Annotated in this window: 17 protein-coding genes and 2 pseudogenes; all 19 read right to left on the minus strand. The window is 45.6% G+C overall.

The window, feature by feature from the left end:
• Positions 1 to 500: 500 nt before the first annotated feature.
• Positions 501 to 1,226: pseudogene (locus tag EXZ60_RS03145) on the minus strand (IS630 family transposase); the annotation flags it as partial.
• Positions 1,175 to 2,137 (minus strand): IS5 family transposase, encoded by a 963-nt coding sequence (locus EXZ60_RS03150; protein WP_232471683.1) that lies wholly within the window; start codon positions 2,135 to 2,137, stop codon positions 1,175 to 1,177. The pseudogene EXZ60_RS03145 and the gene EXZ60_RS03150, both read right to left, overlap by 52 nt.
• 130 nt (positions 2,138 to 2,267) lie before the next feature.
• Positions 2,268 to 2,582 (minus strand): annotated as a pseudogene (locus tag EXZ60_RS03155) (helix-turn-helix domain-containing protein); the annotation flags it as partial.
• A gap of 286 nt (positions 2,583 to 2,868) precedes the next feature.
• A complete protein-coding gene (locus EXZ60_RS03160; protein ID WP_277435277.1) occupies positions 2,869 to 4,770 on the minus strand; it encodes a hypothetical protein in 1,902 nt (633 codons plus the stop codon).
• A gap of 15 nt (positions 4,771 to 4,785) precedes the next feature.
• Positions 4,786 to 5,418, minus strand: coding sequence for a serine/threonine-protein kinase (locus EXZ60_RS03165; protein ID WP_176313653.1), 633 nt, complete (start codon positions 5,416 to 5,418; stop codon positions 4,786 to 4,788).
• Between the two features lie 8 nt (positions 5,419 to 5,426).
• Positions 5,427 to 8,879, minus strand: a complete 3,453-nt coding sequence (tssM, locus tag EXZ60_RS03170; RefSeq protein ID WP_277435278.1) for a type VI secretion system membrane subunit TssM — start codon at positions 8,877 to 8,879, stop codon at positions 5,427 to 5,429.
• A gap of 1 nt (position 8,880) precedes the next feature.
• Positions 8,881 to 10,023 (minus strand): type IVB secretion system protein IcmH/DotU, encoded by a 1,143-nt coding sequence (gene icmH, locus EXZ60_RS03175; RefSeq protein WP_064625404.1) that lies wholly within the window; start codon positions 10,021 to 10,023, stop codon positions 8,881 to 8,883.
• A gap of 7 nt (positions 10,024 to 10,030) precedes the next feature.
• Entirely contained in the window at positions 10,031 to 11,347 is a 1,317-nt protein-coding gene (gene tssK / locus EXZ60_RS03180) for a type VI secretion system baseplate subunit TssK (protein ID WP_019282547.1), read from the minus strand.
• Positions 11,347 to 11,814, minus strand: coding sequence for a type VI secretion system lipoprotein TssJ (gene tssJ, locus EXZ60_RS03185; RefSeq protein ID WP_064625406.1), 468 nt, complete (start codon positions 11,812 to 11,814; stop codon positions 11,347 to 11,349). Before tssJ ends, tssK begins: the two co-directional genes overlap by 1 nt.
• The gene (locus tag EXZ60_RS03190; protein WP_064625408.1) at positions 11,814 to 12,761 is read right to left on the minus strand and encodes an FHA domain-containing protein; all 948 of its coding nucleotides are present in this window, start codon (positions 12,759 to 12,761) and stop codon (positions 11,814 to 11,816) included. The genes tssJ and EXZ60_RS03190 overlap by 1 nt, the downstream gene beginning before the upstream one ends.
• A 33-nt stretch (positions 12,762 to 12,794) precedes the next feature.
• Entirely contained in the window at positions 12,795 to 13,490 is a 696-nt protein-coding gene (locus tag EXZ60_RS03195) for a transporter substrate-binding domain-containing protein (RefSeq protein WP_064625410.1), read from the minus strand.
• 2 nt (positions 13,491 to 13,492) lie between these two features.
• Positions 13,493 to 14,626, minus strand: a complete 1,134-nt coding sequence (locus tag EXZ60_RS03200) for an ABC transporter substrate binding protein (RefSeq protein ID WP_064625412.1) — start codon at positions 14,624 to 14,626, stop codon at positions 13,493 to 13,495.
• Positions 14,623 to 16,818, minus strand: coding sequence for an MFS transporter (locus EXZ60_RS03205; RefSeq protein ID WP_064625414.1), 2,196 nt, complete (start codon positions 16,816 to 16,818; stop codon positions 14,623 to 14,625). The genes EXZ60_RS03200 and EXZ60_RS03205 overlap by 4 nt, the downstream gene beginning before the upstream one ends.
• A 9-nt stretch (positions 16,819 to 16,827) precedes the next feature.
• Positions 16,828 to 17,982 carry an ATP-grasp domain-containing protein gene (locus EXZ60_RS03210; protein ID WP_064625417.1) on the minus strand — a complete coding sequence of 385 codons (1,155 nt, stop codon included), beginning with the start codon at positions 17,980 to 17,982 and terminating at the stop codon, positions 16,828 to 16,830.
• A 142-nt stretch (positions 17,983 to 18,124) separates the two neighbouring features.
• The gene (gene tssH, locus EXZ60_RS03215) at positions 18,125 to 20,731 is read right to left on the minus strand and encodes a type VI secretion system ATPase TssH (RefSeq protein ID WP_064625419.1); all 2,607 of its coding nucleotides are present in this window, start codon (positions 20,729 to 20,731) and stop codon (positions 18,125 to 18,127) included.
• Positions 20,732 to 20,739: 8 nt separating this feature from the next.
• A complete protein-coding gene (locus tag EXZ60_RS03220) occupies positions 20,740 to 21,723 on the minus strand; it encodes a type VI secretion system baseplate subunit TssG (RefSeq protein ID WP_013856687.1) in 984 nt (327 codons plus the stop codon).
• The gene (tssF, locus tag EXZ60_RS03225) at positions 21,705 to 23,486 is read right to left on the minus strand and encodes a type VI secretion system baseplate subunit TssF (RefSeq protein ID WP_064625421.1); all 1,782 of its coding nucleotides are present in this window, start codon (positions 23,484 to 23,486) and stop codon (positions 21,705 to 21,707) included. The genes EXZ60_RS03220 and tssF overlap by 19 nt, the downstream gene beginning before the upstream one ends.
• Positions 23,479 to 23,895 (minus strand): type VI secretion system baseplate subunit TssE, encoded by a 417-nt coding sequence (gene tssE / locus EXZ60_RS03230; protein WP_013856685.1) that lies wholly within the window; start codon positions 23,893 to 23,895, stop codon positions 23,479 to 23,481. The genes tssF and tssE overlap by 8 nt, the downstream gene beginning before the upstream one ends.
• Positions 23,892 to 25,247: a type VI secretion system contractile sheath large subunit gene (locus tag EXZ60_RS03235; RefSeq protein ID WP_013856684.1), complete on the minus strand. Its 1,356-nt coding sequence runs from the start codon at positions 25,245 to 25,247 to the stop codon at positions 23,892 to 23,894. The genes tssE and EXZ60_RS03235 overlap by 4 nt, the downstream gene beginning before the upstream one ends.
• Positions 25,248 to 25,290 lie beyond the last annotated feature (43 nt).

The following is a 25,290-nucleotide window of genomic DNA, read 5'->3' on the forward strand; positions in this document are numbered from 1 at the left end:
GAATAAGGAGGCAGTAGCTTCTTCAATATGGCTTCTTTTCTTTCTGTTGGAATGCGATTCAAAACTCACTCATTACCACCCAAACTGGTTAAATTTTAACAGTGACAACTATCCTGCCAGAGGGGGAAATTGTGAATTGACTATTTATCTGGGCTAAATAATCGATAAGACATTCACTTTTCCACACCCAAGCACTTACCTTCGAACCACATGCCAGCATTAAAAGCTTGGTGGCATCCGGATCTTTGGGCGCATTTATTGTGTGATGATGGCGAACAGGTGCTGACACATCACGTGTCAAGATAGCTTCTAAAGCGTCGTCCAATGGTAGCAAGATTGCGCGTTACGACCCTGTTGCTGGCCAAGTTGGATGTCATTCTTTCTTCTTGTTTATATCTCGTTATTATAACTATTAACAACGCCACTTATCTGCCAGAGGTACTGAGGTATTTAACCCAGATTTTGGATCTGAAAAGCTTTCGACTGCAAAATATACCCGCTCAACTTGAAGATGCAGGTTTCAAAATCTGAAAATTATCCGTAATTCTGGATAGCAGTGAGGCTGCAACTTTTGGCAGTGTTACATTGAAAAATTCATTAATAGCCGTTGTAAATTCAACCTTCGAGGAGAAGTAAATATTGTTCCTCGTATACTCATTCATCACTTTCCATAATCGCTCTATTGGATTTAAGTTTGGGCTGTATGGGGGTAAGTAATGAAGCTCGATATTGAGCATTTTTGCCGCATTTCTTACCATTTCTGACTAATGATAGGCGGCACCATCAAGTATTAGGTGTACTTTTTGCTCCAACGGATAATGCTCCTTTTTGAGCTTCCAGAAGAAGCGAACGATGCTCTCGCTGTTGATCGTGTCATACGTGTCTGTCACGGTTGCGCCAATATTTTGAAGCGATAACGCACCGATAATATTAAGACGAGTTCGACTGCCTGTTGTCTCAATCACTTTGTCTTGGCCTTTTCGTATCCAGCCATAACTGAGTTTTGTTGACTGCGTAGGATGAACGGCATCCATGAATAACACAGGGTCTTCGCTGTTTCTTAGCGTCTCGTTGTAATGTTCGATAAAAGCTTGCTGCATCTCTTCTGGATCAAACTTGTGCGGTACACCTTTCGGCTTTTTATATGAGAAGCCGTGATGATGTAGCCACTTGTTCATTCCTGCAACGGTATAACGGATACCAAACTCAGCTTGTACATAAGCGAGGCGTTGTTGATCAAATCAGCTTGAAGAACAATAACACCATATATGACTAGCCGTGAGCTTCTGACAGGCATACCTAGTCCTATGACTTTGTTTATGGCTTTGACATTCGCCATGATTTCGCCCACTTGAGCGTTATAACATCTCATACTCAATGTACCGCTAGTCAGTCCTTTATGTCGGGACATTGCCGTCTCAGATATTGAGCGATAGTGATAACCAGACTCGGCTTTCCATTTCGTTATTGACCCATTTTTCAGAGCTGTTACTGCTCCGTTTCTGGGATGGCCATCTTCCCAAAGTGCTGCATTCTTTCGAGGCGGTATCAGCGGGATACAACCCTTCTTTTTCAGAGTATCATGGCAATTTTTGGTGTCATATGCTCCATCGGCAGATACGGCTGTGACCTTTCTGCGTAGCGGGTTGAGCAACGTAGGTAGTACTTCACTATCGCCCACATTGACAAGGCTGACTTCCGCACTTATCGCTTCGTGAGTGTCTACATCAACAGCTAAGTGCAGCTTACGCCATGTTCTGCGCTTTTCTGCACCATGCTTTTTCACTTTCCATTCACCCTCACCAAAGACTTTGAGGCCAGTCGAGTCAATGGCAATATGGCGAATAGCCCCTCCAGATTTATTGCGATATTTGACTTGAACTGTCTTTGAACGTTTACTGATACAGGTGTAGTCAGGAGATGTCAGCGGAACATCCAATAGCTCGAAAATCGAGTCGATAAAGCCTTGAAGTGCACGCAATGGCAGAGAGAAGATGCCCTTAATCATCAAAGCAGTTTCAATCGCTGTATCTGAGTACTGGAAGCCTCTACCACGCTTACCATTGTGGGTTTTGCATTGCCATGCATCAATGGCTGAGTCATCTATCCAGAACGTAACCGAACCACGCTTGCACAGAGCCTTATTGTACTACGCCCAGTTAGTTATCTTCTTTTTCGTTTTCCCCATGTCACCACCGCTCTTACCATCACAAAGGATCAGATCGCAGGACTTGGAAAAGGTTCAACTGATTTAGGCAACAACGCCCATAAGCGACAATTTGGTGGGTATGAAAGTACGTTTTCTCAGCCAGATGTTCGATAAGTTGCATGGTTTGCCCAGCAGAAAGTCGGCTTTGGCTACCACCATTTTCAGGCTTAAGTTTTTCAGAGAGAACATAATCACTGAGATGACGAGCCACAGTCGATTCGTGAATACGAAGAGCTTGAGAAATCATCGCCTGACTCCAACCTTCAGACGCAAGTAAAACGGCTTTGATGCGGTCACGCACTCGACCATCACGAGTTGAATCGTGCATCTCTTCGAGTTGTTGTTTCTGTTGAGGAGTCAGTATTATTTTCATGGTGCGTAGCATGATCCTGATTTTATGAGAAATCAAGCATCTTCAATGATCACGGGTATATAACACTTTTAGTACTTATCACCCAAACAGAACCGTTACTTACAATATAAAACCTTTTTACCATGCTTTTTTTGGTTCACCTATCATGGCATGAGTACCACCCTGACACCTCAATAGAGAATTATTCAGTATCTATTTGATAAATCGAAATAAATGTCAAAACTAAATTTAACTATTCTTCATAGCAGCATCAAAAAATGGCGAGACATCTCGCCATTCTTATTGATTAAGGTTTGACCGCTAGTAGCCCCATTGCTGGGTTCATAACATTCATTCCCGCTAAAGCCAGCCCACCAGAGAGTGACTTAGCTCCCCTCTTCGAAGCCGCTTTCTTCGCTTGCTTCATAAGCATGTTTTGCGATTGATTGAAGCGTGCTTGATTATCAATATCCACGGCCACTTGAGTGATATCCTCAGGACTCATATTGATAGCATCAGTGACACCAAGCGTTTCTAGGTACTTATCCATAACATTTCTATCAGGGCTCGCGATACGGTCATGCATCGTGGTGACTTCGTCCTTAGTAGACATGTTTGTGAAGGTTGGAATACGCCAGAGCTCTTCCGCTAAGACTCGGTAGTCCGCTTCAATCATGTTCAACGAAGACATGATACTTTCTTCACAACGGCTCACTGCCACTTGGTTAACGTTTCTGTTGTATTTAATTCCCGTTTTGCGTTTTGTCTGCTTTGAACGTAGGTGCTTACCAAACGAATCCCACAGGAGTACCTTAAGTAGCATCGGGTTAACCATAGTTCCAAACTCTACGTTGGTTCCTACCCCCATCGTTGCACCTGCACCCGCTTTAAATGTGAAGTCTCCAGAACCTTTAACAATGGCTTCTAAAGCAGCGGATGCGCCCAAGCCAACTGATGCAGAACCAGTCACACTACCAGACAACATATTCATGCCGCGAGCTTTCAGGGTAAAGGTGCTTGTTCCACTAGCCTTAGCACCAACAAATGCACTTGCACCAATTTTGGTTTTAATGACTTCATCACCGGCAAAGATATTGGCACTGTTTAGTGTACTGGTAAATTGCACTTTAGCTGTCGCACCAACAAATAGCTCACCTTCACTCTTTAGGGCCATAAAGTCTGCCACAGAAAGTTCGTGAGAGACCGTTAGCTTCATACCCATTTGAGCAGCAAGTACCGCATCAATTTCTAAATCAATACCCGGTATCAGTTGCATTGCAGCAAACGATCCGTCGTCCGCTTCCTCTTTTTTATTAGTCTCCCAAGCTTTACCTGGTGACTTATCGAGAGTGAACTTCGTACTGGTCTTCTTACCTGCTTCCTCTCCAAGCTTCTTCTCTCGGAAACCAGCAGCACCACCTTGTCCAAATTTAGCATGAGCACTAAATTTGCTGCTCTCACGGGCACCAATTTCAGCGGATGCTTTGATTTGGTTTTTCATTTTTCCGAAGTCCCAAGTTTTTTCAAACTCGACTTTTGCTTCGGCAAATAGTGCTTGTGAGGCTTCAAATATCAGTGAACCGTCCTCAAGGTTTACTTTGCCCTCAACAGAGCGGGTATTTCCTTTTTGGAACAGATCATTGATAGCAGGCCAAAGTTCAGCATTACATTTGGCATGATTAAAGTAGGCATCTCGTAAAGCATTAACTTGTGCATCAAGAATTTCTACCTTGGCTTGGCCAAGCTCACCGGATGCTAAGATACTGCTATGAGAACGCTTCAAAACTTCATGCTTGTTATGCAGCATTTGGAAGAATGTACGGTTAATCAATTTCGAACGGACAGATTCCGTTGGTGAACGGTGTGGTTGAATCACCTTAACGACACTACCAAACTTTTTCGTCACTCGTTCTACAAAAAACTGCCATACAGGATGCTTAGTAACTGCGCTAGCTTCGTAGGCGCTACTGTTGTTTCCCGACTGGCGATACAATTCCGCCTCAACCTCAGAATAGATAACATCTATCGCTTTTTCTAAATAAGGTAAGGCTCTGTTAGAGTGCCTTCTCCCGCATGCGAGAGACAGTTTTTTCAACCATTGCTCAATTTCTATCGCGCATCCTAAGTTAGGGATTAATTTTCCATCCGTCCCTTTGATTGATGACACATCGAAGTCGAGATTGGCTGCAGCAAGCTGTTTTTTATTCATTAGCTTTCCTTCTATCTAAATCTCAAGGCTCAGGGCTTTTCGCCACTGGATAAGCGTTGAGTTTATTGAGTAGTCATGCGCACATGGCATGACCTGATCGATGATTTTAATCAGTGAAAACCAGTCGTCCCCCGTTTCGACCAGACCTTCCCCACCCTTTTGATTTGGCGAAGCAAACATAGGCGTTGCTTGCCAATCGGAGAGTGCTTCCCGAGAAGTTCCAGTCCGACAACTGGCACCGAAATCGATCAATCGAATATGTTGTAATTGAGGCACATAAAGCAGGTTAGATGGCTTGATATCGCCATGTACCCACCCCTTACTATGACAGTGTTTGATCGCCTGAACCACACTAGGCAAAAGCGAAGCAAATAACGCGAGATCCTTAGGCTCAAACTCAATCAGCGGTATCGCACTTTGATCAAACTCCAGCGTTAGCTGCAATTTGCTCCAGTCGACACCCACTACTTTTTGTATTTGAGCGCCCTGACACTCTTGCAAAGCAACCCACTCTCTTTGCAGGCTCTCTGCAGAATCAAAATACTTAGTGTAGTGGGTCAAGTCGTTACTGATTTCGTGTACACGGGAGTGCGTCGCCAAAACTTGGCAACGCACTCGTTCCTGCGATCCAATCACTGCTTTCAACATCGACAACCTTAAAGCTGCTTAGGCAACGAGAATTGAATAAATAAAGATTTATCCAATGGTTGTTTGGAATCACGCAACGTGTAATCCAATACGATGTTGTTTTGGTTAATTTTGTAGTTGAGCTTACGAATCAAGCGGCTCGATGTCGCACTGCTCTTATTCGCAAAAATAGCGCGCAACAACGCCCACTGACCGGTAAATGATTGCTGCGCGACTCGATTCTGACCGCTGTAGAATTCTGCACTCAAATAGCCATCCATTCCTACTGTTGGCCAAGTTATCTCGCGCCACACTCTTGGACCATGTTTGTAGTCGTAAAGCGTTTCAGCCTCTCGTAAGCGGAACTCAGTCACGTCGGTACTCATTGAGCTCGCTTTTACTTCAAGCCTTATCCCAAGATCATCCCCTGAAGAACCGAAGAAAATGCCACTCAGCTTTTGAACTAATTCAAGTTGCTTACGAGTGTTTGAGTTTATCGGTAGCGTTAGGCCGTCAACTTCGTTTAGCTTGAGCCTGCCGTTATCCCAGTAAACAAACGGCTTCAAGGTTTCTTCTATGTAGCGAGCCACACGGCCACTTGGTTTAAAGAATTGAGAAAAGTCATCTAAGCTCACTTCTCCACGGCCATGTTGATCAAATGGGAATCGCCCTTCAATGGCAGACACATAAAACTGGTAAACTTGCTCATCCCACTGTGTATTTAGATACACCACGCTGCCATTCACCACTTGTTTCCAAACTTGTTCACTGAGACTCTTCGTCCAAGACGCGACGATGTTTGGAGCCTTGCTGCCAGCTTGACGGAAGTTCACGATAGGGTCGCTACTACCTTGCGCATGGGCGATGGCATAAGCATGGAATGATTTACCGGGGTTTGAACTAGACAATGCGGCATCGAAAAACGAGTTAACTTCATCAACTTGAACGATCAACTGCTCCAGTGGTGTATCCTTGTCTTTACCATTCCCATTCACAAACCTAGAGAAAGGTAAAAATGCTTCATTTACTACGAATGAAGGTTGCAGCCTCAACAGGTTATCGCCAACTGCTCGGTTCACCTTGTCGGCTTTGTTCAACACCTTTTTCGCTTTCTTCAATCCTAGTTGACCGGCTGCACGCTTTTGTCCTTTCGTATCTGGTTGATCTGCGACAGCCAATGTTGTATTCACCACAACTGCATCCAATACATCAAGTAGTGGACTCGTAGCCGGAGAACGTGTGTTCCTTAGTGCATAGCTGAGTCCTGAAGCATCGCCAAACTGCTTGATTTGAATGTTGTTGACCAAGTCTTTCCAGTAGTAGATGTAATCGGCAAAATACAGACGTTGAACCTGTTTGCTCAGTTCTCTAAGCTCAATGACTGATGCGCCAGACATATCACCTTGAATCGCTTTAAATTCGCTCATCAAGCTTCTAAGCAGAGGCGACTTTGCCGTCAAATCAATTTGGCTGTAGCCCTGCTTAGTAAAGATTTCTGGGATCAGATAACCATGGAAATCACTAGTAAACTCAAACAAACTATCAAACTTCTCACCGAGCTGGCTTCGGAGATCCACTTGAGTACGGTACTCCGGCATCTCTTTAATACGCGCATAAATCAGTCGCTCTGGTGACAAGCCTTCAAGGTTGTTCGTTGCAACAGCTATCAGGTCTAGGTTCGGTTGTAGCTGCTTGTCGTAATGACTTTTAAACAAGTCTTCGATTAAAAGAGAAAAAGAGTAAAGTTCGTCTGGAGAAAGCTCACCTTGGTCTTTCAAGTTATCAAGTAAGTAAGTTTGTAGTTCCGCAAAATTCAGTTGTTCTCGGTCAAACAACATCTGGTAGTAACGCAAAATCTCAAAGATTCGGCTTGGGTTACCAAGGTTCACATAAACATACAGCTCGCTGCTGATCAGCTCTTCGAGCTTTGGCAGCATTATCTGGTGCAACTGTTTTTCATAAGCAGAGTAAACACTCTCGGCCGTATCTGTTTGCTTAATACTGACTTTCTCATGCCACGGTTTAGGTTGAACGCCCTCAGCAACCACGTCGCCGAGTTCTCTTAATACCGCCACAACCTCCGACATCGAATTGTCATTGCTCAGCTTTTGAACATCGTTTTGATAAAAACGAATTTGAGACAGAGCCGTTGTGCGCCAATCTTCATCAACATTCCAGTTTTCTTGTAACTTCAGACCTGCAATAGAAATCAGCCCAACCACGGAGACTAGAACAGCGGTTCGAAATACAAGATAACCCGCATGACGCCATTCATTGACACCGACGATATTCTTCTCCGGCAAGATGACCTTATTGAACAAACGTTGCGTAAAGAAACCACGACGATTTGGCTGCTGTTCAACTTGATTATTGGTGTTGAACTCAGCACGTTCGGCCACTACCTGTGTTAGTAAATCGTGCTCAATGCCTTTTTGTCCGGATGACATTAAATAAGCGCCGCGGATCCATACGGCTTCTCGGACACGGTTCTCGCGACCAATGTCGCTCAAAAACTCGTTGACGTGCTCTAGGAAAATTCTTAGCTGATAAGGCCAAGCGATAATGGAGCCCGACTTGTCACTACTGACGTTTCTCAGTAACTCAAACTGCTGTCCCGCTAAGGATTGAATCAATGCGTGGCTTTCCGCCTCAAATTGCTGTTTGTCATAACGGCGTGAAACATCGCACTCAAAGGTAATACCAAAAGGATTTTCTGAATCACATGCTGTAAAGCTCTCAAAGAAACCAGTGAAGTCTGCTATCGAGTCAGCTTTAGAGAAAGCGGCATAAACAGGCAAGTTTAAGCTAAGCTCTGCGCCCATCGACAACACAGCCTCCTGATAGATACCTGAGAGCCTAGTGCGTTCTTTTTTGTCTCCTGTCATTAGGCGATCACACCCAATAACCGTCACAATGCCGTTCAGCCCTTGCCTCGGACGGTATTTGAGTAGTTGCTTCGCCAGTACCTGCCAAAGCGACTCGTCAATACCGTCGTTATCAAATATACGATGACCGACTTCCACAACGACTGCGTTATCGTTGCTCCAAAAGCGCAGGTACTGTTCCGTATCACTTTCATCCAAGTAGCGCTCGTTAACTGGCTCAAAACCATTCTGTAGCAATATGGCGCTTTTCGCGTCTTTTTCACCACCTAGAACTAGGTACCAAGGCAGACTGTAAAGACTTTCTAGCCTGTTACGAGTTCGTCCCTGTATCTTTTTCGTTGCGATACGAAACAGTTGCTGGATCACGCGTGTGTCTTGCTTAAGCAGCACGTGTTGGTCGTGTTCTTCTTTCTCTGTTTGATTCAGCTTGCGTTGTTTCCACCACCAAACACATGTAAAGAAGACAATAACGACGGTGACAGCGAGCATTCCCCACTTTATCCAGACTGGTTGCTCTTCTGATGCTGTAAGCCAAAATGCGAGCGTCCCTAAAATGGCGATAATCACCAAGAAAATAGAAAATATCTTTTTAACCATCTTATTTCAGCGCTCTTTTAATCGTGGCGTTCAAACCAAAGCGAACATTGAGTTCATTTTTCAACTTACGAATGGTATTTAAGTCGTCGCCTGCGTGAAGATAAAGCTCAACACCATGTTCCGTCTCACGAGTAAAAGACTCATAGCCTGCCTGTTTGAGTTCTGTCGATAAACGAAGTGCGTCGCTCGCCCGAGAAAATACCGCGAGAATGATCTCCCATTGCTGTGTGACTACTTTTCCTTTCATTCCAGTTTCTTCCTCTAGGCTTTCACTCTGTCGCCCCAAATCCGCATCAGAACTAAGGTACACTAAGTCACTGCTGCTTTTCTTCAGGTTGACGTCTGACATATCGATCGCGCTAAACTGTGTCAACAATGGCTGTACACGGCTGTTGTACCAATATTCAGTAAAGCCATACCCGGACGCCAGAACGAAACAAGCCAAGCCTAACGTTTTACCCATACTGATCATTAGCCACGGGCGTTTACCTTCGATTAGCGTTGGTGTTTGCGGAACTGGAAAAGGACTTTCACTGCGATAATGGCGAATGAGGCCGTACGCACGAGCGGTAGTATCATGCAATTGGCTCTCGTCTTCATGGCGGAAGCGCCCTTTGAAACCCAAAGCCAAAAGCACGTACTGAAGCTCAATAAAATCAGCAAGTTTATTCGGCTGCTGGCTGGCCTTATCTAGCAACACAAAAAAGGCCTCTCCACCATCGCGCTGTGAAAACACCTTGCTCAACAAAGAATGATTTTCCCAACGAGCACGCTCTCCCCAAGCGGTGTACAGCACAGCTTCATCAAATGCCGCGCACAACACAAAGCAGCTTTTTTCAATCACGCTTGGGTGGTAATCCAAGTGCAAACCACGCAAACGAAACGCATCAATGGCGTACAAAAGTTTTTGACGAAAACGGTTGATGTCTCTCGGTGTGCCTTGACGCTTAATCGTCACTAAAATACCCAACAGTTCCGTGGCGGCATTCAATAAAGGGCTACCATAAATGGCAAGATCCTCAATCAATCGCTCTGTGCCTGAAGTATCCGCTTTGGGTGGCAACAGATGCTGCTTGTGAGCTGATTCGGTCGATGTCACTCGTCGAATTTGAACCGTCGGTTCTTCGTTAAATAATCCGCCCATCAGTTACCTACCTGATCACATGAAAATCGACGTGGAGATCATCAATTCTTTCATCAATATGAAGAGCGATCGCCTCATCACGTTTGATCAACGCTTGCCACAATTCAGACTTAGTATCGATTTCGAAGTAAGCGGCGTCATTCAAAGACTTCAACTCAGAAGGTGCATAAGGAAGATGGCGCAAAGGAACACCTGAAAGTGCATTACGCACTAAACCGGCAATATCACTGTTCCCTGCTAGCTTCGCAGCACGAGGAAACTCTTCACTGAGTCGAGTGGCACCGATAGACGAGGAAACGGCCAACACAAAACGGCCTTGATTGTATAGGCTGCGATCATCAACCAGTGTGCGCAGTAAGCGGCGGCTAACGAACAGCTGTTTGTCCCAGTTCAATGTTGATACGTTATCTATCTGAACCTCACGCAGTAACACCAGTAACTCAGAAAACACGGTCGAGAAAATGCTGTATAGCGCATCTTGGTTCCATGCAGGGAAAGACTTTGGCATCTTCCCTTCTAAACCCTGCATCTGCCCAGCCATCGAAACACACTCTAAATAAAGGTGACGTGTCAGCAACGAGCCATCTAGACTCCATTGTTCAAGCTTTGGCATCCAAGCCCCCAGTACTTGCAGCCACAAGTAGTCACGCATCAACGACTGATAGCTTTTACTGCTGGACTCCGCTTGTAAACGAGTATGAATCGCTCGGGAACGGTATTGTACTTGTGCAAATAGATCAGCAACGTTATCGGTTAGGTAGTTAGATACGGAAAACTGCAAGCATTGGGGAACGAATGCTTGGTTCAACACAACAACACCTTCAGATTTGTGTTCACTGATTTCAGCAACGGATATCAACACAAAATCTTTTAGCTCATCCCCTTCCAAACGCAGCTGAATGTTCAACGTTGCTAGCTCTAATTGAACCGGGTCACTGTGCTCTCGGCTGGTATCGTAAACGGGGTGTTCTTGTGAAGAGTGTCTAAGACGCGCGTCTTCTCCCACATCAATAGTGCCCGGTCTTGAAACCGGAAGAGCCAGATACACTTTCTTATGACTGGTATTTTTCGGCACATCGAGCACGAGTGCTTGCTCAATTTCAAATGGTGTTCCATCTGGGAAAATGCCTTTAGCGCGACGCACCGAAACCTTACCAATGTTCAACATCGAACGGTCAAGCTCTAGCGAGGTCAATCCATAAGCATTAGGGCTAATTTGTCCGGCGAACTCACGAGTAAAATGTTCAACATAGCGCTCTTGCTGTTGAAAGTGCTGAGGGGAAAGGAACATCCCCTCACTCCACACGACTTTATTATTATCCATTATTCTTCTTCCCCTGACACAGACAGATTAATGCCATCAATTTCAATACTGATAACCGCTGAATTCACAATTAGCGGCTTATAAATCACCTTGTTTTTCGCCTCTCTGTAATCAGCAAAACCCGCAATCACACCGATGTACTTAACACCACTACCAAGTGGGATAATTTCCTGACGAGTTTCGCCCGGCAAAATGCTGGGTAGCTGGCGAGAAACGGCCAACTCGGCCTTTAAAACGCCTTGGTCATCATTATAAATTTGAATAAAATCAGAAATTTCAAACGCATTATTATTCGTCAATTGATAAATTCGGAGCTCTACCGGAGAAGGCTTACCCTCAACATTAGGGTTAATATTGGTCGCAGCTTTAATATCAACGACCAGTTTTGGCTCAACCATATCATCGCTCCATAAACTGCACCCTGACATAATAAGGACGATACACATTAGGCATAAACGACGTACCATTACTGATCCCCTTCGAAGTTTTTTTGCATACGCATTGCATCTCTGAAGTACGCTTGAAACTTAATTTGCCAATCGCGATTCTCTACTTGTCGGTTGAAATAGCGTTTGTACATATCCCAGTACTTCGGTTTACGAGACCAAAAACCGTTGCCCGACAAATCATCAAACATCGACTCCATCGCATTCGGTGAAATGTCAGACAACAACCTTGCCAATGCCATCTCTAATGCTTTGTCCGTACGTTCCTGTAAGCGCTGCTCATGATTCTTAAACTCAGTGATAGCAAACTGAGAGTGGTTCAGTGGTGACTCTTCTTGAGCGAAAGAGGAGGTCGCCATCACTTCATGGTTTGGAAATGACGTACGAAAATCACTGTCTTTCAGTGGGTCATCCTCAGACGTCTGAAAATCAAGATTAAAGTGAGGTGCTAGTTCTTGCTTAACTGAGGCATCACTCGCAAATGGGTCATCCCCCACCACATCTGTCGTCGAGATGGTGAACCCAGGCGCTTCATCTACTTCAGGAATACTTTGAATAAAAGGTGTTGATTCAGTACTAAACGGATCATCACCTAGTTGAGAGCTATCAGAGTGATGCTGCTGGATTTGCGCTTTCGCTGTTTCAGGGAAGAAACAAGAAACCAGCAATCGGTAGCGGCCAATATCAAGAACATCACCATCACTTAGTGTAGATTGGTTACCCTTGCCCAAAGGCACATCAGATCCATTGATGTAAAGGCCATTGGTGCTGTTGTCCATGATTTGGTATCCACGCGAGGTCTTACGAATCATTGCATGGGTACTTGAAATCTCACGACTTGCGTCATTAAGTTGTAGCGTCGCGCCAAACGCACGCCCGATATCTCCGCCATCGTCTGGAAATGCTTGATTCCATTGGGCGATGCTTTCACCATCTGGAGAGCTAATAATTCTAATCGATAGAGGCATTTGACTGACCTTCAATAAATTCAATATTTGGAGTTAACGACACTGAGCAACCGCCTCGTTAAATTCATTAAGAAAGTTGGGGTATTTCTTTGTAAATGCTTTGGAGAAATACACGCCCAATGGATTCGATTTGACCCGTGTCCGAGAAATCGCTCGATAACTGATACCCATTTTTTTTATCGTCTCGTCAATGACAGCGTCATTGCCCAATACCGCTCCGACTTCCCCATTCAGCATCAACTCAATTAGGGCTTTTGGCGTCCTTGGTTTTTTGCTTACGCGGTAACCGTTTTTCTGTAGCCAAAACCAATTATTTGAGCCAAATAGTGCAGCGACTTCGACCTGAGACTTGAACATTGCGTTGTCTAACTCTGTTGAATCAGATAGAGAGAACCAACTCCAATTCTGTTGATCAAGTGGCGCAGAATAATCGGCATACTCATCACGCTTGCTGTTGAGAGACGCAAGAAAGAAACCATGCTGTGAGCCAACTTCTGTCATGAGCTGAGCTCTATCCCACTTAGTCATCGTGAGCTGATACGGCTGGTCCATCACTCTCATGACACACTTCACTCGTTCTATCCCCGGCCCTTTCATTTCCCCGTTTTCTTGGTACTGATAAGGAAACCATTCTTGGGTAGCGAGCAATAATCGCTCTGGGCGCTGATAGGCCAAAGCAGGTTGGCTAAGCACGGTCAACATAACGGCAATGAAAATGACACGTATCATGGTTAATAGCTCTCCATGCTCATTCCAGCAGAACGCACTAGCTTGCCATCTTGCGAATAGATATCGCTGGCCATTTCAATCAATACAAACGGAAGCTGCGTATCAACGCGGCCTGCTTGTTTAAAGCTGATCGAGATGTCTGGTGGAGACAGCACTCCCACAGGCAGAGAGCCAGGATCTACGCCCTTTTTAAGTACTTCAATGCCGTAAAGTGCCGCTTGGTGGGCGTTGTTTTCAAACCCTACGCCAACAGACATCAGCGCACTTTGTTGCGTGCCATTAACCGCATCAGGCACTGCAGTTAACAGAGGAAGCTGCTCTGAATGCAGGTTGATCTCATCAAGTCGGTTAAGAAGACTTGAACTACCCGTAAGCCAAAGCAAGGATTGACATAAATTACCATCGTTGACCTTCATCGATTCAATGGTGGTCTGCATAACGTGTTGAAGAGCAAGTTCAGGATTATTCTCGTCAACTTCGATAGGAAAGACTTTCACTCCTTGCTTCTCAGCCTCTTTTTGAAGTGGCAAAAACTGGGTGAGATAAGCACTGGTGTTCGACTTGGCGTACAGCACACCAATTTGAGTCAGACTTGGTTTAAAGCGACGTAAAAAGCTCAGCGTAATATCAGCAGGCAAATTCAAGGAGGTGTAAGCAAAGTTGTTGCCACTTGAGTGGTAGTTATCCGTCAGGCCCAATAACACCGGATCTTTTGCGTTCACCGATACAACCGGAAGCTTACCTCCAGCGTAAATCTTATGCAGTGAGACGGTCGCACTAGAGCCAACCGTGTAGATCATGTTCGCCTTTTTATCCGCAGCTTTCGTCCAAGCGACCAGTTCCTCTTGGCTTTTAGGCAAAAGGAAAGCACGAAATGAAACGTTAGGCATTTCTCTGCGAAACACTTTTAAGATGGTCGACAACGCAACATCATACGCGTCCGCTTTTCGAGAGACCAAAACCCAAACCATAGGATATTCACCTCGCGGGGCGAACAACACATCGTTGTCGTTGGCATTAATTTCCCACTGCACCACCTTTTCTGCTTGCAAGCGTTCGCCCAACCACTCTGGCCAATCTGCCAAACTCACCGATGAGAATGCAGTCAGTGCCAAAAGTAAAATCAATCGAATCATGCTACCACCTCCTTTTGTACTGCACGGTCAAACAAGCACATCAACAAGCCAGCTAATGTAAAGAATGCTGAAAGCGCAAAGAATGCGTAGCCCGTTCCGAGGTGAGTAAGCAAAGTACTGACAACGACCGAACCCAACACATGACCTAGCCTTTCCAAAAAGCGATAAGTAGAAGCAACTGAGTTAGCATTAACACCTTGAGTCGTGGTCACCACATGAGTCACAACTGGGGCATTAATAAAGCCATGTGAAACACCCATCACTAGCATTGCGAACGTTGCGACGAAGACAAGATAGGTTATATCTTTAAATAAGAAGGCAGCAGAAAGAATAGCCAAAGCAACAGCGCCAACAATGCTTCCTAAGCAAAGCGCCCATTTTGCAGAGCCAATACGGTCAATCATTGGCGAAACTTTTCCACTAATGAAAAGCACAGAGAATGCATAAGCCATCAGCACCTGACCGATACTTTCACGCTCGACGCCTACATCAGAAAGAAGGATTGGCACAGCGAAGAATACGACACCAGTTAGCATCATTTTGGTTGGTATACCAACGAGCAACATGGTGCGCATGAATGACGGTACACGTATCAAAGTAGCGGAATCTTTTAACATCATCGTCAGGTTCTCTTTAAGTGAACCTTGTGCATTCCCCTGAGGAATCATCGACGGTAGCGACAACGCGAACAGATACATTAGACCACCAACTAACGCCGACAACATGAAGATACCTTGCACGCCTACGGTATCAGCTAGCAGAGCACCGATTGCCGCACCAGAGATGAATCCAGCATTGAAACAAAATACGATGATACCTGCGGCTTGTGTCTTGTTAGACTGGTCACTGCAACGTAGAATATAACCTTGAACAGCAATAAAGATCGTCGCTTGCCCAACACCAGACGTGAATCGAGCAATAAGCACCATTGCTAACTGGGACTCGTACGCTAGCAACATACAACCAGCCGCTGATAGCAGAATACCCACGCCAAGTACTTTGCGAATATCAAACACTTCAACTAAACGCGAAACAGGCAATAGCGTCGCAGCAAAGCCAACAAAGTAGAGTGTAAAGAAGTAAGACGACCAACTTTCTCCTGCGCCATTTTCTACCGCGATTTGCGTTAAGTACTGGGGTAAAACCGGCGCCATTAACGATTCCATCAGCACCGTGACCAACAGCAGCGGCTTAACCTGCGCCAGTACGATGTCGTTTTTTGGCTGTTGCTCCGAGTGGCTCAGTAAGCGAATAAAAGCAAAGCAAATGAACGCACAACCAGCAAATAGAATGGCAAAGTTCTTTAGTGTACGAACCAACTGCGCAAACAGTACTTTGGGGAAAAAAGCGATCGTCACCTCGTTCCCTTTCGTATCGCTTACTAGAAATTCGGCCATCTCATCGACTGACACACTGTTCTGCGCTTTACTTTTGGCGATCAACTCAGTTCCCTGAGCAACAGCAATGGAAGAGACTTCTGGGTTTGACTGACGAAAGCTGTCTAGCATCTCATCGATACCACTCACTTGATGATAGCTTATCCCTGCATTCAGTACCGGGGCTAAACGTTGAGTAACAATCTTCGCCATAGAATCCGCCTTATGCTCCAAGCCGGCTTTGTACAATGCACCGACCATCAATAGCACGCTCGCCGACATGGCTAAGAACACACCACCAAATGCAGTGAAGTAGATCTTGGGGTTTTGACTACGCAAAACAAAGAAAATAAACGCAGCGGTCAGTAAAACGACCAGCAGCACCATCGGCTGGAAGTGCCTATCGATGCTCCTTTCTATTTCTTCATCACTCAGCCAAATCTCCAAAGCTCCAACTTGAGTGAACTTATTGCTCAAAGGGATAGTGACCAAGCTGCCAACAAAGTTGTCATCGGTGTAGCGATATAGCTCTTGCTGCCCAGAAATCACACGGATATCAACCACAGAAGAATCCGCTTTCGCGATCGGTGATAGCACTTTCTCAAGACCAGCAAAATCCTGAAGCGGTACACCGGAACTCAGAACTTGTTCTATGCCGATTCGGGCGGCTTCTGTTTGGGCTAAAATCGCATCACGGCTCTGCTGTTGATAACTTTTCAATGCTTGAGCATACCCAACGACAAAGATCAGCATTAGTGATAACAGAACCAGTAATGCTCCGAGCAACAAGCGGCTATATTGCTTAAAAGAGTTCAAAGTTCACTCCTAACACACGCTTAGAGCGTCGAATTGCTCATTGAGGCAATGCGCAACCGACATTGGTCGTTTTTGCTTAAGGAAAGACAATCGGTTAAACACCAACGACTGAACTAGGTCTGTGTAATCCATACCTTCACGAGCCAGATCATGGCAAACCAAACTTACCTTCTCTCCCTCCGGACGTTTTAGATCCGGTTTTGGATTGGTTTCCAGCACATACAGGTTGCCTTCTTTGTCCATACGTAAGTCCACTCTCACTAAGGTTTGAAGGCCAAGCTGGCGATAAATCTTCTGACCGATCAGTGCTAACTGATTGCGTAGCCCCTCTTCATTAACAGCAACCAAACGGTCTTGAGTGATCGGCTTTACATCCATAGAAGTAAAAATTGGCTCGTCAGCATCCAGTACACGTTCTGTAATTGAGAAAGCCATAGGCATTTCAGACTGCGTTAGTTTGCCTTCTTTAAAGACATACTCTCCCGCAACAGCAACAACAAACTCTCGGCCACCAAGGAAAGGTTCAATCATTACTGTGTTCCCCGTCGCTTGAAGCACATGCTCTACAACACCCGCAAGATCATTACGGTTAAAAACAGGATAAACATGGATTGAAGCTCGGCCAGAAACTGGCTTAACAATGAAACCATCTTTGAACTGCGCTTCAATTTGATCGAGCGCATCTTGCTTTGCGGCATCTTCAAAATGCTCATCAATACCAATGGTGATAAATGGTGCAGTCGGCAGTCCAGCGGCTTTAATTTCATGCTTAAACAGGTGCTTGTTATCCAAGATCCCTGCCGTCATTGGCGAGTGCCCTACATAAGGCACGCCCAGCATTTCCAATGTAGAAGGCAAATGACACATGGAGTCAAAACCTTGTAAACCACCACTGTTCGTGATCACCAAGTCAATACCTTTATCTTTCAGACACTGCGCTAAGTTGATGTCTTCAGCTAACACCTCAACGAACTGGAAATTAGATTCACGCAGTGCATTAGCAATATCGTGTGCAACAGGTGCATACGTTTTAGTTGAGCGGGGGCTCAAGTTTTCAAAGATAAAACTGCCGACCTTCTCTTTATCCCCACCGTGAATCACTGCGATTTTTAAGTTCTTGCGAATCCATTCCAATTGTTGCGTAGAAAAAACTGAATGCATCATCTGTTAGTACTCATAATGTTGTGCTGCTAAAAGGGCGCGTTAAACACGGCCTGCAACAAAAAGCGTTAATAAAATTACGTTATTGTTTTAGTTGGGTTGATATACAACCCATTGTTTTTTTGAGGTCTATCGCCTCTTAATGCTATTGAATCTGAATCTTAAATTTGCCTTCTTCAACGTGAACAGTGACCGCTTCTACTGGCTTGTTCTCGCTCATGCGGACAATGCACTGATTCGCTAAATCCGGCATAAGTTGACGATTGATCAGTTGCTCAACGGCACGAGCTCCTGTTTCTGGTGAATCATTCATATTGACCAGCAGATCAATCACATCAGGGTGAAATTCGAAACTTGCTTTGTAGTGGGATTGAACGCGCTTGCGAATGCGGTTCAGAGACAAGGTTGCAATTTGCGCCATTTCTTCATCGTTCAAAGGGAAATAAGGCACGATGGTCGCACGGCCAAGAAATGCTGGTTTAAAGTGTTTTTGCAGCTCAGGGAAAATAGACTGAGTCAGCGCCGGAACATCCGGTCGACCATTTTCACATGCATTAACAACAGCGCTGTCTGCCGCGTTTGATGTCATGATGATGATCGTATTACGAAAATCGATGTGTCGACCTTCACTGTCCGAGATCGAGCCTTTATCAAAGATTTGGTAGAAGATATCGTGCACACCAGGGTGGGCTTTTTCCATTTCATCCAGCAGTAGTACAGAATATGGGTTCTTACGTACCGCTTCTGTTAAGACACCGCCTTTACCGTAGCCAACATAACCCGCAGGAGAGCCTAAAAGCATCGACACTTTGTGCTCTTCTTTAAATTCCGTCATGTTGATGGTGGTGATATTTCGCTCGCCACCGTATAGCAAGTCGGTAAGTGCCAATGCAGTTTCGGTTTTACCCACACCACTTGGACCACACATCAGGAATACCCCAACAGGTTTGCGTGGGTCGGTTAAACCTGCGCGCGACAATCGAATTGCTTGTGAAAGCTCTGCTATCGGCGTTGTTTGACCAATCACTCGCTCACCGATACGAGTCTCTAGGTGCATCAACTTCTCAACTTCTTGGCTAAGCATGTTGCCTACTGGAATACCCGTCCATAGCGCCACCACTTCAGCGATGGTTTGCTCTGTTACCTGTGGCAATACTAATGGCTGCTCACCCTGGATCTCACGCAGGGCTGCCATTTTGTCTGCTAGCAGGATTTTCGCTTCATGCGATATCACCGAGCCATTTTCTTTTAGCTCAGCGTCTAAGCCAGACTGCAACTCAATGATCTCTTCCACCAAGAGACGCTCTGCGTTCCAAGAGCGCTCAAGTGACTGATGCTCTTGTTCTAAAGCCGCCAATCGCTGTTTTGCTTCTTCCAAGCGTACGCTTTCAATCGACCACAATGCCGACTCATGATGTAACGTTTCGATCTCGTTGTTGGTGTAGCGGATTTTTTCTGCAATGGCTTCCAACTGTCTAGGTGCCGCACTTTGGCTCAATCCAATGCGTGAACACGCTGTATCTAACAGGCTAATTGCTTTATCAGGTAACTTACGCTCAGGAAGGTAACGAATAGAGAGAGCGACTGCGGCATCAATGGCTTCTTGCATGACTTTAACACCATGGTGCTTTTCAAGGCTGTGCTTCACGCCGCGAAGCATGTGGATAGAGTCTTCTTCATTAGGTTCATTAACCGCAACAACTTGAAAGCGACGAGTCAACGCGGCATCCGATTCAAAATACTGTTTGTATTCCGCCCATGTGGTCGCCGCAAGTGAACGAAACTCGCCACGCGCAAGCGCTGGTTTCAGAATATTCGCCGCATCATTCTGGCCCGCTGTGCCACCCGCCCCGATCAGCGTATGTGCTTCATCAATAAACATGATGATCGGCGTGGTTGACTGCTTGATCTCATTTATTACATCTTTAAGGCGGTTTTCAAACTCACCTTTGATGCTCGCGCCCGCTTGCAAAAGGGACAAATCAAGGCTGCGCAGCTCAACGTTTGCAAGCGCAGGTGGGACATTTCCATTCACGATTTCTTGTGCAAGACCTTCAACAATGGCCGTTTTACCTACACCTGGGTCACCAACGAGGATCGGGCTGTTTTGACGGCGGCGGCACAAAATATCAATGGATTTGCGAATTTCATCTCCGCGCCCTGTAATAGGATCCAACTCGCCATTACGCGCTGCCTCTGTCAGGTTTTGCGAGAACTTGTCCAAAGCTGGCGTCGCTGAGTCACCACTGGTTGGGACCATGCTCTCGGTAGACGATGAGACTTCACTGGGTCCGCTGATCACCATCGACTGACTACGTAACCATTCAGAAGACAATACTGACACCCACGAGCTCAACACGCCGTTGTAAGCGCTTTGGTCCAAACGCTGCTTCAGCACCATCAGCAGATGAAATTCATTTACGACCGATTGCTGATTGTTTAATGAAGCAAGCATCCATGCATCTTTAAGCAACTCAACCAATTCAGGTGACAAAGAAGGTGAAGAGTCATTACCACGAGCCAAGTGCATCTGACGGTCATTACAACGCTCCAACATCGACTCTTTCGCCATTGATGCTTGCTGCAGTGCGGCTTCCCAGCCTTTGGACTGCTGTAACAACTGAACAAACCAATGCTCAGCTTCTATCGCAAAGTGTCCTTTACTTACACAATCTCCTGCAGCCGTTTCCAGAGCACTTTTTAGTAACGGAGTAAGCCTTTTGACCAAGCTTTGTAGTTCAATATTTATCATTCTGTTTCCTAACTTTTCGTCAGTGGCATTTCAACAAACTGCTGACGATCTGATTGATGACTCATCCACGCGGATTGGCCAATTCGTAACGCTTTTTGGTGACTGCCTGATAGCTTCACTCTCGGCAGATACTGGCTATTTACCTTCATATAGAGTGCATACTTGGTATTCACTCCCATATAGCTTCTAACCATATGGTCCAGCGCAAGAACCATCTCTTTGTCACTGCGTATTTTTAAGTAATGCTGATAGTCTTGAGGGCAAATTTTTATGCTGAGTTTCTGCCCCGTCATTGGCGTCGACATCCCGACCAACGCGCCCACTCCCAATTGATGATTGTTTCCGGCTTGGCCAATTTGAGTTAACGAACACTCCGTGAGAGGCAAATACTCTAGGCCACTGCGTTCAACCTCAAACTCCGACTCAAAGTAATCTTCTAGCATCGACTTAAGCGCCAATGGACAGGTTAACTTCAACCCTAATAAGCCAGTGTATTGCACCAAGTGAGATTCCGGCATTGGTGCCTTATCTCCAGTCTGTCCCGCCAAACTGGAAAGCATTTCAGTGATAGATTGACGGTCACGATTCCAATGAAACGCCTCTTCCTCAATCTGATACGTCAGCTCATGCTTTTGCTTTGTTTCGCAGTACAAGCGGTAGTAACGGTTATTAAACATGTCGAAAAAGTCGAGTGGTGCTTCATCACCAAGTTCAAAACGCGCTTTTAGTGCATCGCCATACATCGCTCTTGGCATCGAACCAGAGTTGCCAGACAAAGCCGCCAATGATGTCTTTACCGTAAATTCACCCTCTCGCTCAGAAGTAACCATAGAGACTTCTGCTTGATAGTAAGCTGGGAGAATTTCCGCACTGAACCTCACTTCAGGTCGCTGCCCCTTTAAATGAGCCTGATGCTTGAAGATCTGCCACGCTTTTTCTAGCTGACCTTCAAACGCACCATGAGCGAAACGGCTTACAACAAACTCTTGCACCCAGTTCTCCTCAGGAAGGATAGATAAACACCGTCTTGGCCTTCCAAATAAATATCTACTTGAGTAAAGCTGTTGAAGCCTGCAAAATAAGCAAAGAAGTGGTCAAGCAAATGACCAAAGAGCGATACGCCTCCGTTGACATTACTTGCGTCTAACGTCACCGAAATTTTTGTGCCGTAAGCAAAACATGTTTTTCCTGACACACGGATCGGAGCCACCACTTGTTCCTGCTCTATATTTTGCAGGGACTCGATATAGATGTGGTTTTGCACCGCTTGGTTGTGGTTATACAAATCAAACACATTTTTCAGCGTGGCGGTTGGGTCATCCGTCCCTAGAATCGCGTGATAGTTAAAGTGCAAATGGCAAAGCAGTGCCCATACATTCTTATTTGCGTCACGACTACGCACTGGCAAGGTTGGGCGGCGGATCAAGTTCATAGCTGCAGGAATCGTAAGAGATTCCCGACATGTCACTTGGCTGTTTACAGGCAATGAACCTGCTCGAATGCCGTCAGTCGCAGTTGTCGTCACCGACCAAACTCTGGACGACGTCGTGGCACTAACATGCCCAATATCAGCCACTTTTAAGCCACTGCGAAGCACGCCTCTTTCGTGGGTATCCTGTACGAGCTGCCAACGAAGTGCAGTCTCTGTACTGTTGTACTTGTCTCCGTAGATCTGACAGACCTTAAACGGTTCACCTTCCGTCACGTCTAGCACTTCATCAACAGAAAACACTTCCAAATCATTACCCTGGCTTGCATCAAGATAAATTGGGTACTGCTTTTGGGTGAAGTCGATTTGCAGAGGTTCTGACACTTTGGTTTGTAGGTTCACCAATGGCGTACAAAACAGAGAAAAATTCTGTGCTTGAATGCTACGAGCTTGCACCACACTCATCTCATTCAAGAAAATCTGAATACGAAACTCTGAGCCGATTGCGTGTTGCATGATGTTGCCAAGGCCTAATTTGAATCCTTGAAATCTTTCAGGGAACATGAAGAACTCGGTCAATAACTTAAAGCCACCAAAGCTCGCAGCTTGATACGGTAAAATAGTGTCGTTCACATCGAAGCCGATTGGTTGTAGCGCAGACTTACCTAGTGAGTAGCTCTTACCATTATTCTGGATACACACCTGACAGCGACCATGGGCAAGTACATCATACAAACGCAATGCAAAGTGACTTTCACCTTTGAGATGCAGTTTCAACTGGTCAATATCTAGATCACGCAACTCGATACCGCTATCGGTTGCCTCAATCGTCAGCTCCAGCATCGCTTTTGCGTTCTCTGCACCCACAGGCTTAGCCAGTTCAAATGGCGCAAACAGCACTTCAGCCGAAGCAACTTGAATTGGAAGCAGCGCTATATTTTCGGAAGTACGAAACACCACTGGCTCGCCAGATTCGCTCGCGACATCGAACTCAGTGCCTTTAGGAATACTGTGCTTTGCATTCGCTTCTTCAAAAATAGCGAAGTCCAACATGCTGTATGACGGTATTGGCCTCAGATAATGCGGGAACAACAAGTTCACCAAGCTTTCTGTCAGCTCTGGGTAAGACTCATCCAAACGCTGCTGAAGTTTGCCGTTCATCAAGGCAACACTTTCAATCAAACGCGCGATCTGAGGATCATCAATACTGTCTTTACGCATTCCCAATGCACGAGCCGTCCCCGGATGACGTTCCGCGAACTGAGAGGTTTCATTGCGAATAAAGCGCAGTTCCTGTTCAAAATAGGAAAGCAATGAATCAGACAAAATTCGACTTCCTTACATCTAGTTTGTTGCTGCTCAAATCCAAAAAAGAATCCAGTACGATCGCTTCATCACCAAGCTCTGAATGCACCACGGCGGAAAGGCGAAAGCTCAATTGGTTGCTACCCAGTTCCCCTTCTTGAACATCAATCTCTACCTGGCTCAGGCGAGGTTCGAAGTTTCGGACCAGCACTTCAATTTCTGCGACAATGTCACTGGTGTTGTTTTTACTTTGAGCGCGAGCCATGTTGCGCATACCGAGCTCGGCAATCGTTCCTTTTTCCGATAAAAGCATCTCTGAACACAGAGGTGCTCGGCTGGAAATAAGATCACAGACGTTATCAACAATTGCATCTCGAACACTGTCGATATCGTCATTCCAGCTTTGGGTTAACTTAGCCATTAAGCTCATGATGTCTCTCCAACCTCACTGCCAGATACCGAAGTTGTTAACACCACTTTCGCATCCATCATTTCGTATTGATATTGAGGCTGAAGCATGATCTCGCATAGGTAGCGGGTTTTATCATGAGGAACCTCTTCAATGCGTACATAGCAAGACCGCAGTGGATATCGGGCAAGTACGGCATCCTCACCATAATTGACGTTGCTTATGAACTGCTCTAGCCATCGCTCTAGACTGCGTCGACAAGTTTCTGCACTGTCATATCGACCAACTTGATCACGAATTTGGACCTTGATGTAATGGGCAAATCGGCAAGCCATCAGGTTGGTTTGGAGCATACCGAGCTGACGTTGAGCTTCATCAGGCGCTTGCCAAACGGATTGATTGCTGAAGAAACCTTTATGGCCACTTATGTAAATACTGGTTAAAGGCATGAACCCCTGAGACGACCAAAAGCCATCATCTTCACTGTAGATCTCTACCTTGGTCTTAAGTTCTTTTGAGTCCTGAACGATAGCCCCATACGAACCTGTCTCATCGTAAGAACGCAGGAATCCAAACCAACTGATTCGATCAAACTCTCGCATCACATTACCTAGCAAGAGGTAAGCGCTGCTGCCCCACAAGGCATATTTCTCTTGCTGGCGCTCGTTAAAAACAAATCCAGCCTGATATTGACAGTATGGTTGACGAATCAAATGTTCAGGCATGACCAAGTGCAAAAATCGTGATGAGTTTTTTTCTCGTAGCAACTGCCAAGAAACAAAATCTCGACTAGTAAGAATGCGCTCAATTCTCGCGCTGTCATGAAGCTGCCTTCTTGGTTCATCACCAAAGAAAAACTCGTCAGTTCCGAGCACCATTGGGCAAAAACAGAGCTCCCCCAGCTCAGAGAGCAGTTGAAGGGTGTAGAGATCGTCATACTCCTGATCATCGGCGTAATCAGCCGAGACCTTGTGATCGACCATCACCATGCCAAATGGGCTGCCACCGGCGGTATCCAGCTCATTTGAATACAGTTTTCGGTATAGGGATGACTGCTTTAGATCGAAAGAGTAATTGAGATCTGCCGAAACCATACTCCAACTCAAGTCGAGCATTTTGATTTTTACTCGACGCTGGGATACTTGCAGCTGCGCTAACGATTTGAGCCCCGTCCAAGAGGCTTCTAACTGCTTAAAGTTAGGGTGTTGAATAACGTCTGACAACTGTTCACTTATTGACGTATCAATCTCGGAGATCAAACGAACCAACGATGCTTTGAATTGAACCACCGACCGACTTTTCGCGCACACTAATATCTCCTGCCAGGCAGGATTCTCAGCTAAAATGCGATCGAATTCGGAATTTGTATACATCAGCGACTCAGTTCAAAACATTCGGGGACAGCGTCCCCGAATA

The sequence above is a fragment of the Vibrio sp. 1151_11 genome (genome assembly GCF_029478525.1).
GTDB classification, from domain to species: Bacteria; Pseudomonadota; Gammaproteobacteria; order Enterobacterales; family Vibrionaceae; genus Vibrio; species Vibrio anguillarum.

Excerpts from the sequence above, each read along its gene's own strand:
- EXZ60_RS03160 (WP_277435277.1), bottom strand. The coding sequence starts at position 4,770 with ATGAATAAAAAACAGCTTGCTGCAGCCAATCTCGACTTCGATGTGTCA.
- EXZ60_RS03165 (WP_176313653.1), bottom strand. The coding sequence starts at position 5,418 with ATGTTGAAAGCAGTGATTGGATCGCAGGAACGAGTGCGTTGCCAAGTT.
- tssM (WP_277435278.1), bottom strand. The coding sequence starts at position 8,879 with ATGGTTAAAAAGATATTTTCTATTTTCTTGGTGATTATCGCCATTTTA.
- icmH (WP_064625404.1), bottom strand. The coding sequence starts at position 10,023 with ATGGGCGGATTATTTAACGAAGAACCGACGGTTCAAATTCGACGAGTG.
- tssK (WP_019282547.1), bottom strand. The coding sequence starts at position 11,347 with ATGGATAATAATAAAGTCGTGTGGAGTGAGGGGATGTTCCTTTCCCCT.
- tssJ (WP_064625406.1), bottom strand. The coding sequence starts at position 11,814 with ATGGTACGTCGTTTATGCCTAATGTGTATCGTCCTTATTATGTCAGGG.
- EXZ60_RS03190 (WP_064625408.1), bottom strand. The coding sequence starts at position 12,761 with ATGCCTCTATCGATTAGAATTATTAGCTCTCCAGATGGTGAAAGCATC.
- EXZ60_RS03195 (WP_064625410.1), bottom strand. The coding sequence starts at position 13,490 with ATGATACGTGTCATTTTCATTGCCGTTATGTTGACCGTGCTTAGCCAA.
- EXZ60_RS03200 (WP_064625412.1), bottom strand. The coding sequence starts at position 14,626 with ATGATTCGATTGATTTTACTTTTGGCACTGACTGCATTCTCATCGGTG.
- EXZ60_RS03210 (WP_064625417.1), bottom strand. The coding sequence starts at position 17,982 with ATGATGCATTCAGTTTTTTCTACGCAACAATTGGAATGGATTCGCAAG.
- tssH (WP_064625419.1), bottom strand. The coding sequence starts at position 20,731 with ATGATAAATATTGAACTACAAAGCTTGGTCAAAAGGCTTACTCCGTTA.
- tssE (WP_013856685.1), bottom strand. The coding sequence starts at position 23,895 with ATGAGCTTAATGGCTAAGTTAACCCAAAGCTGGAATGACGATATCGAC.
- EXZ60_RS03235 (WP_013856684.1), bottom strand. The coding sequence starts at position 25,247 with ATGTATACAAATTCCGAATTCGATCGCATTTTAGCTGAGAATCCTGCC.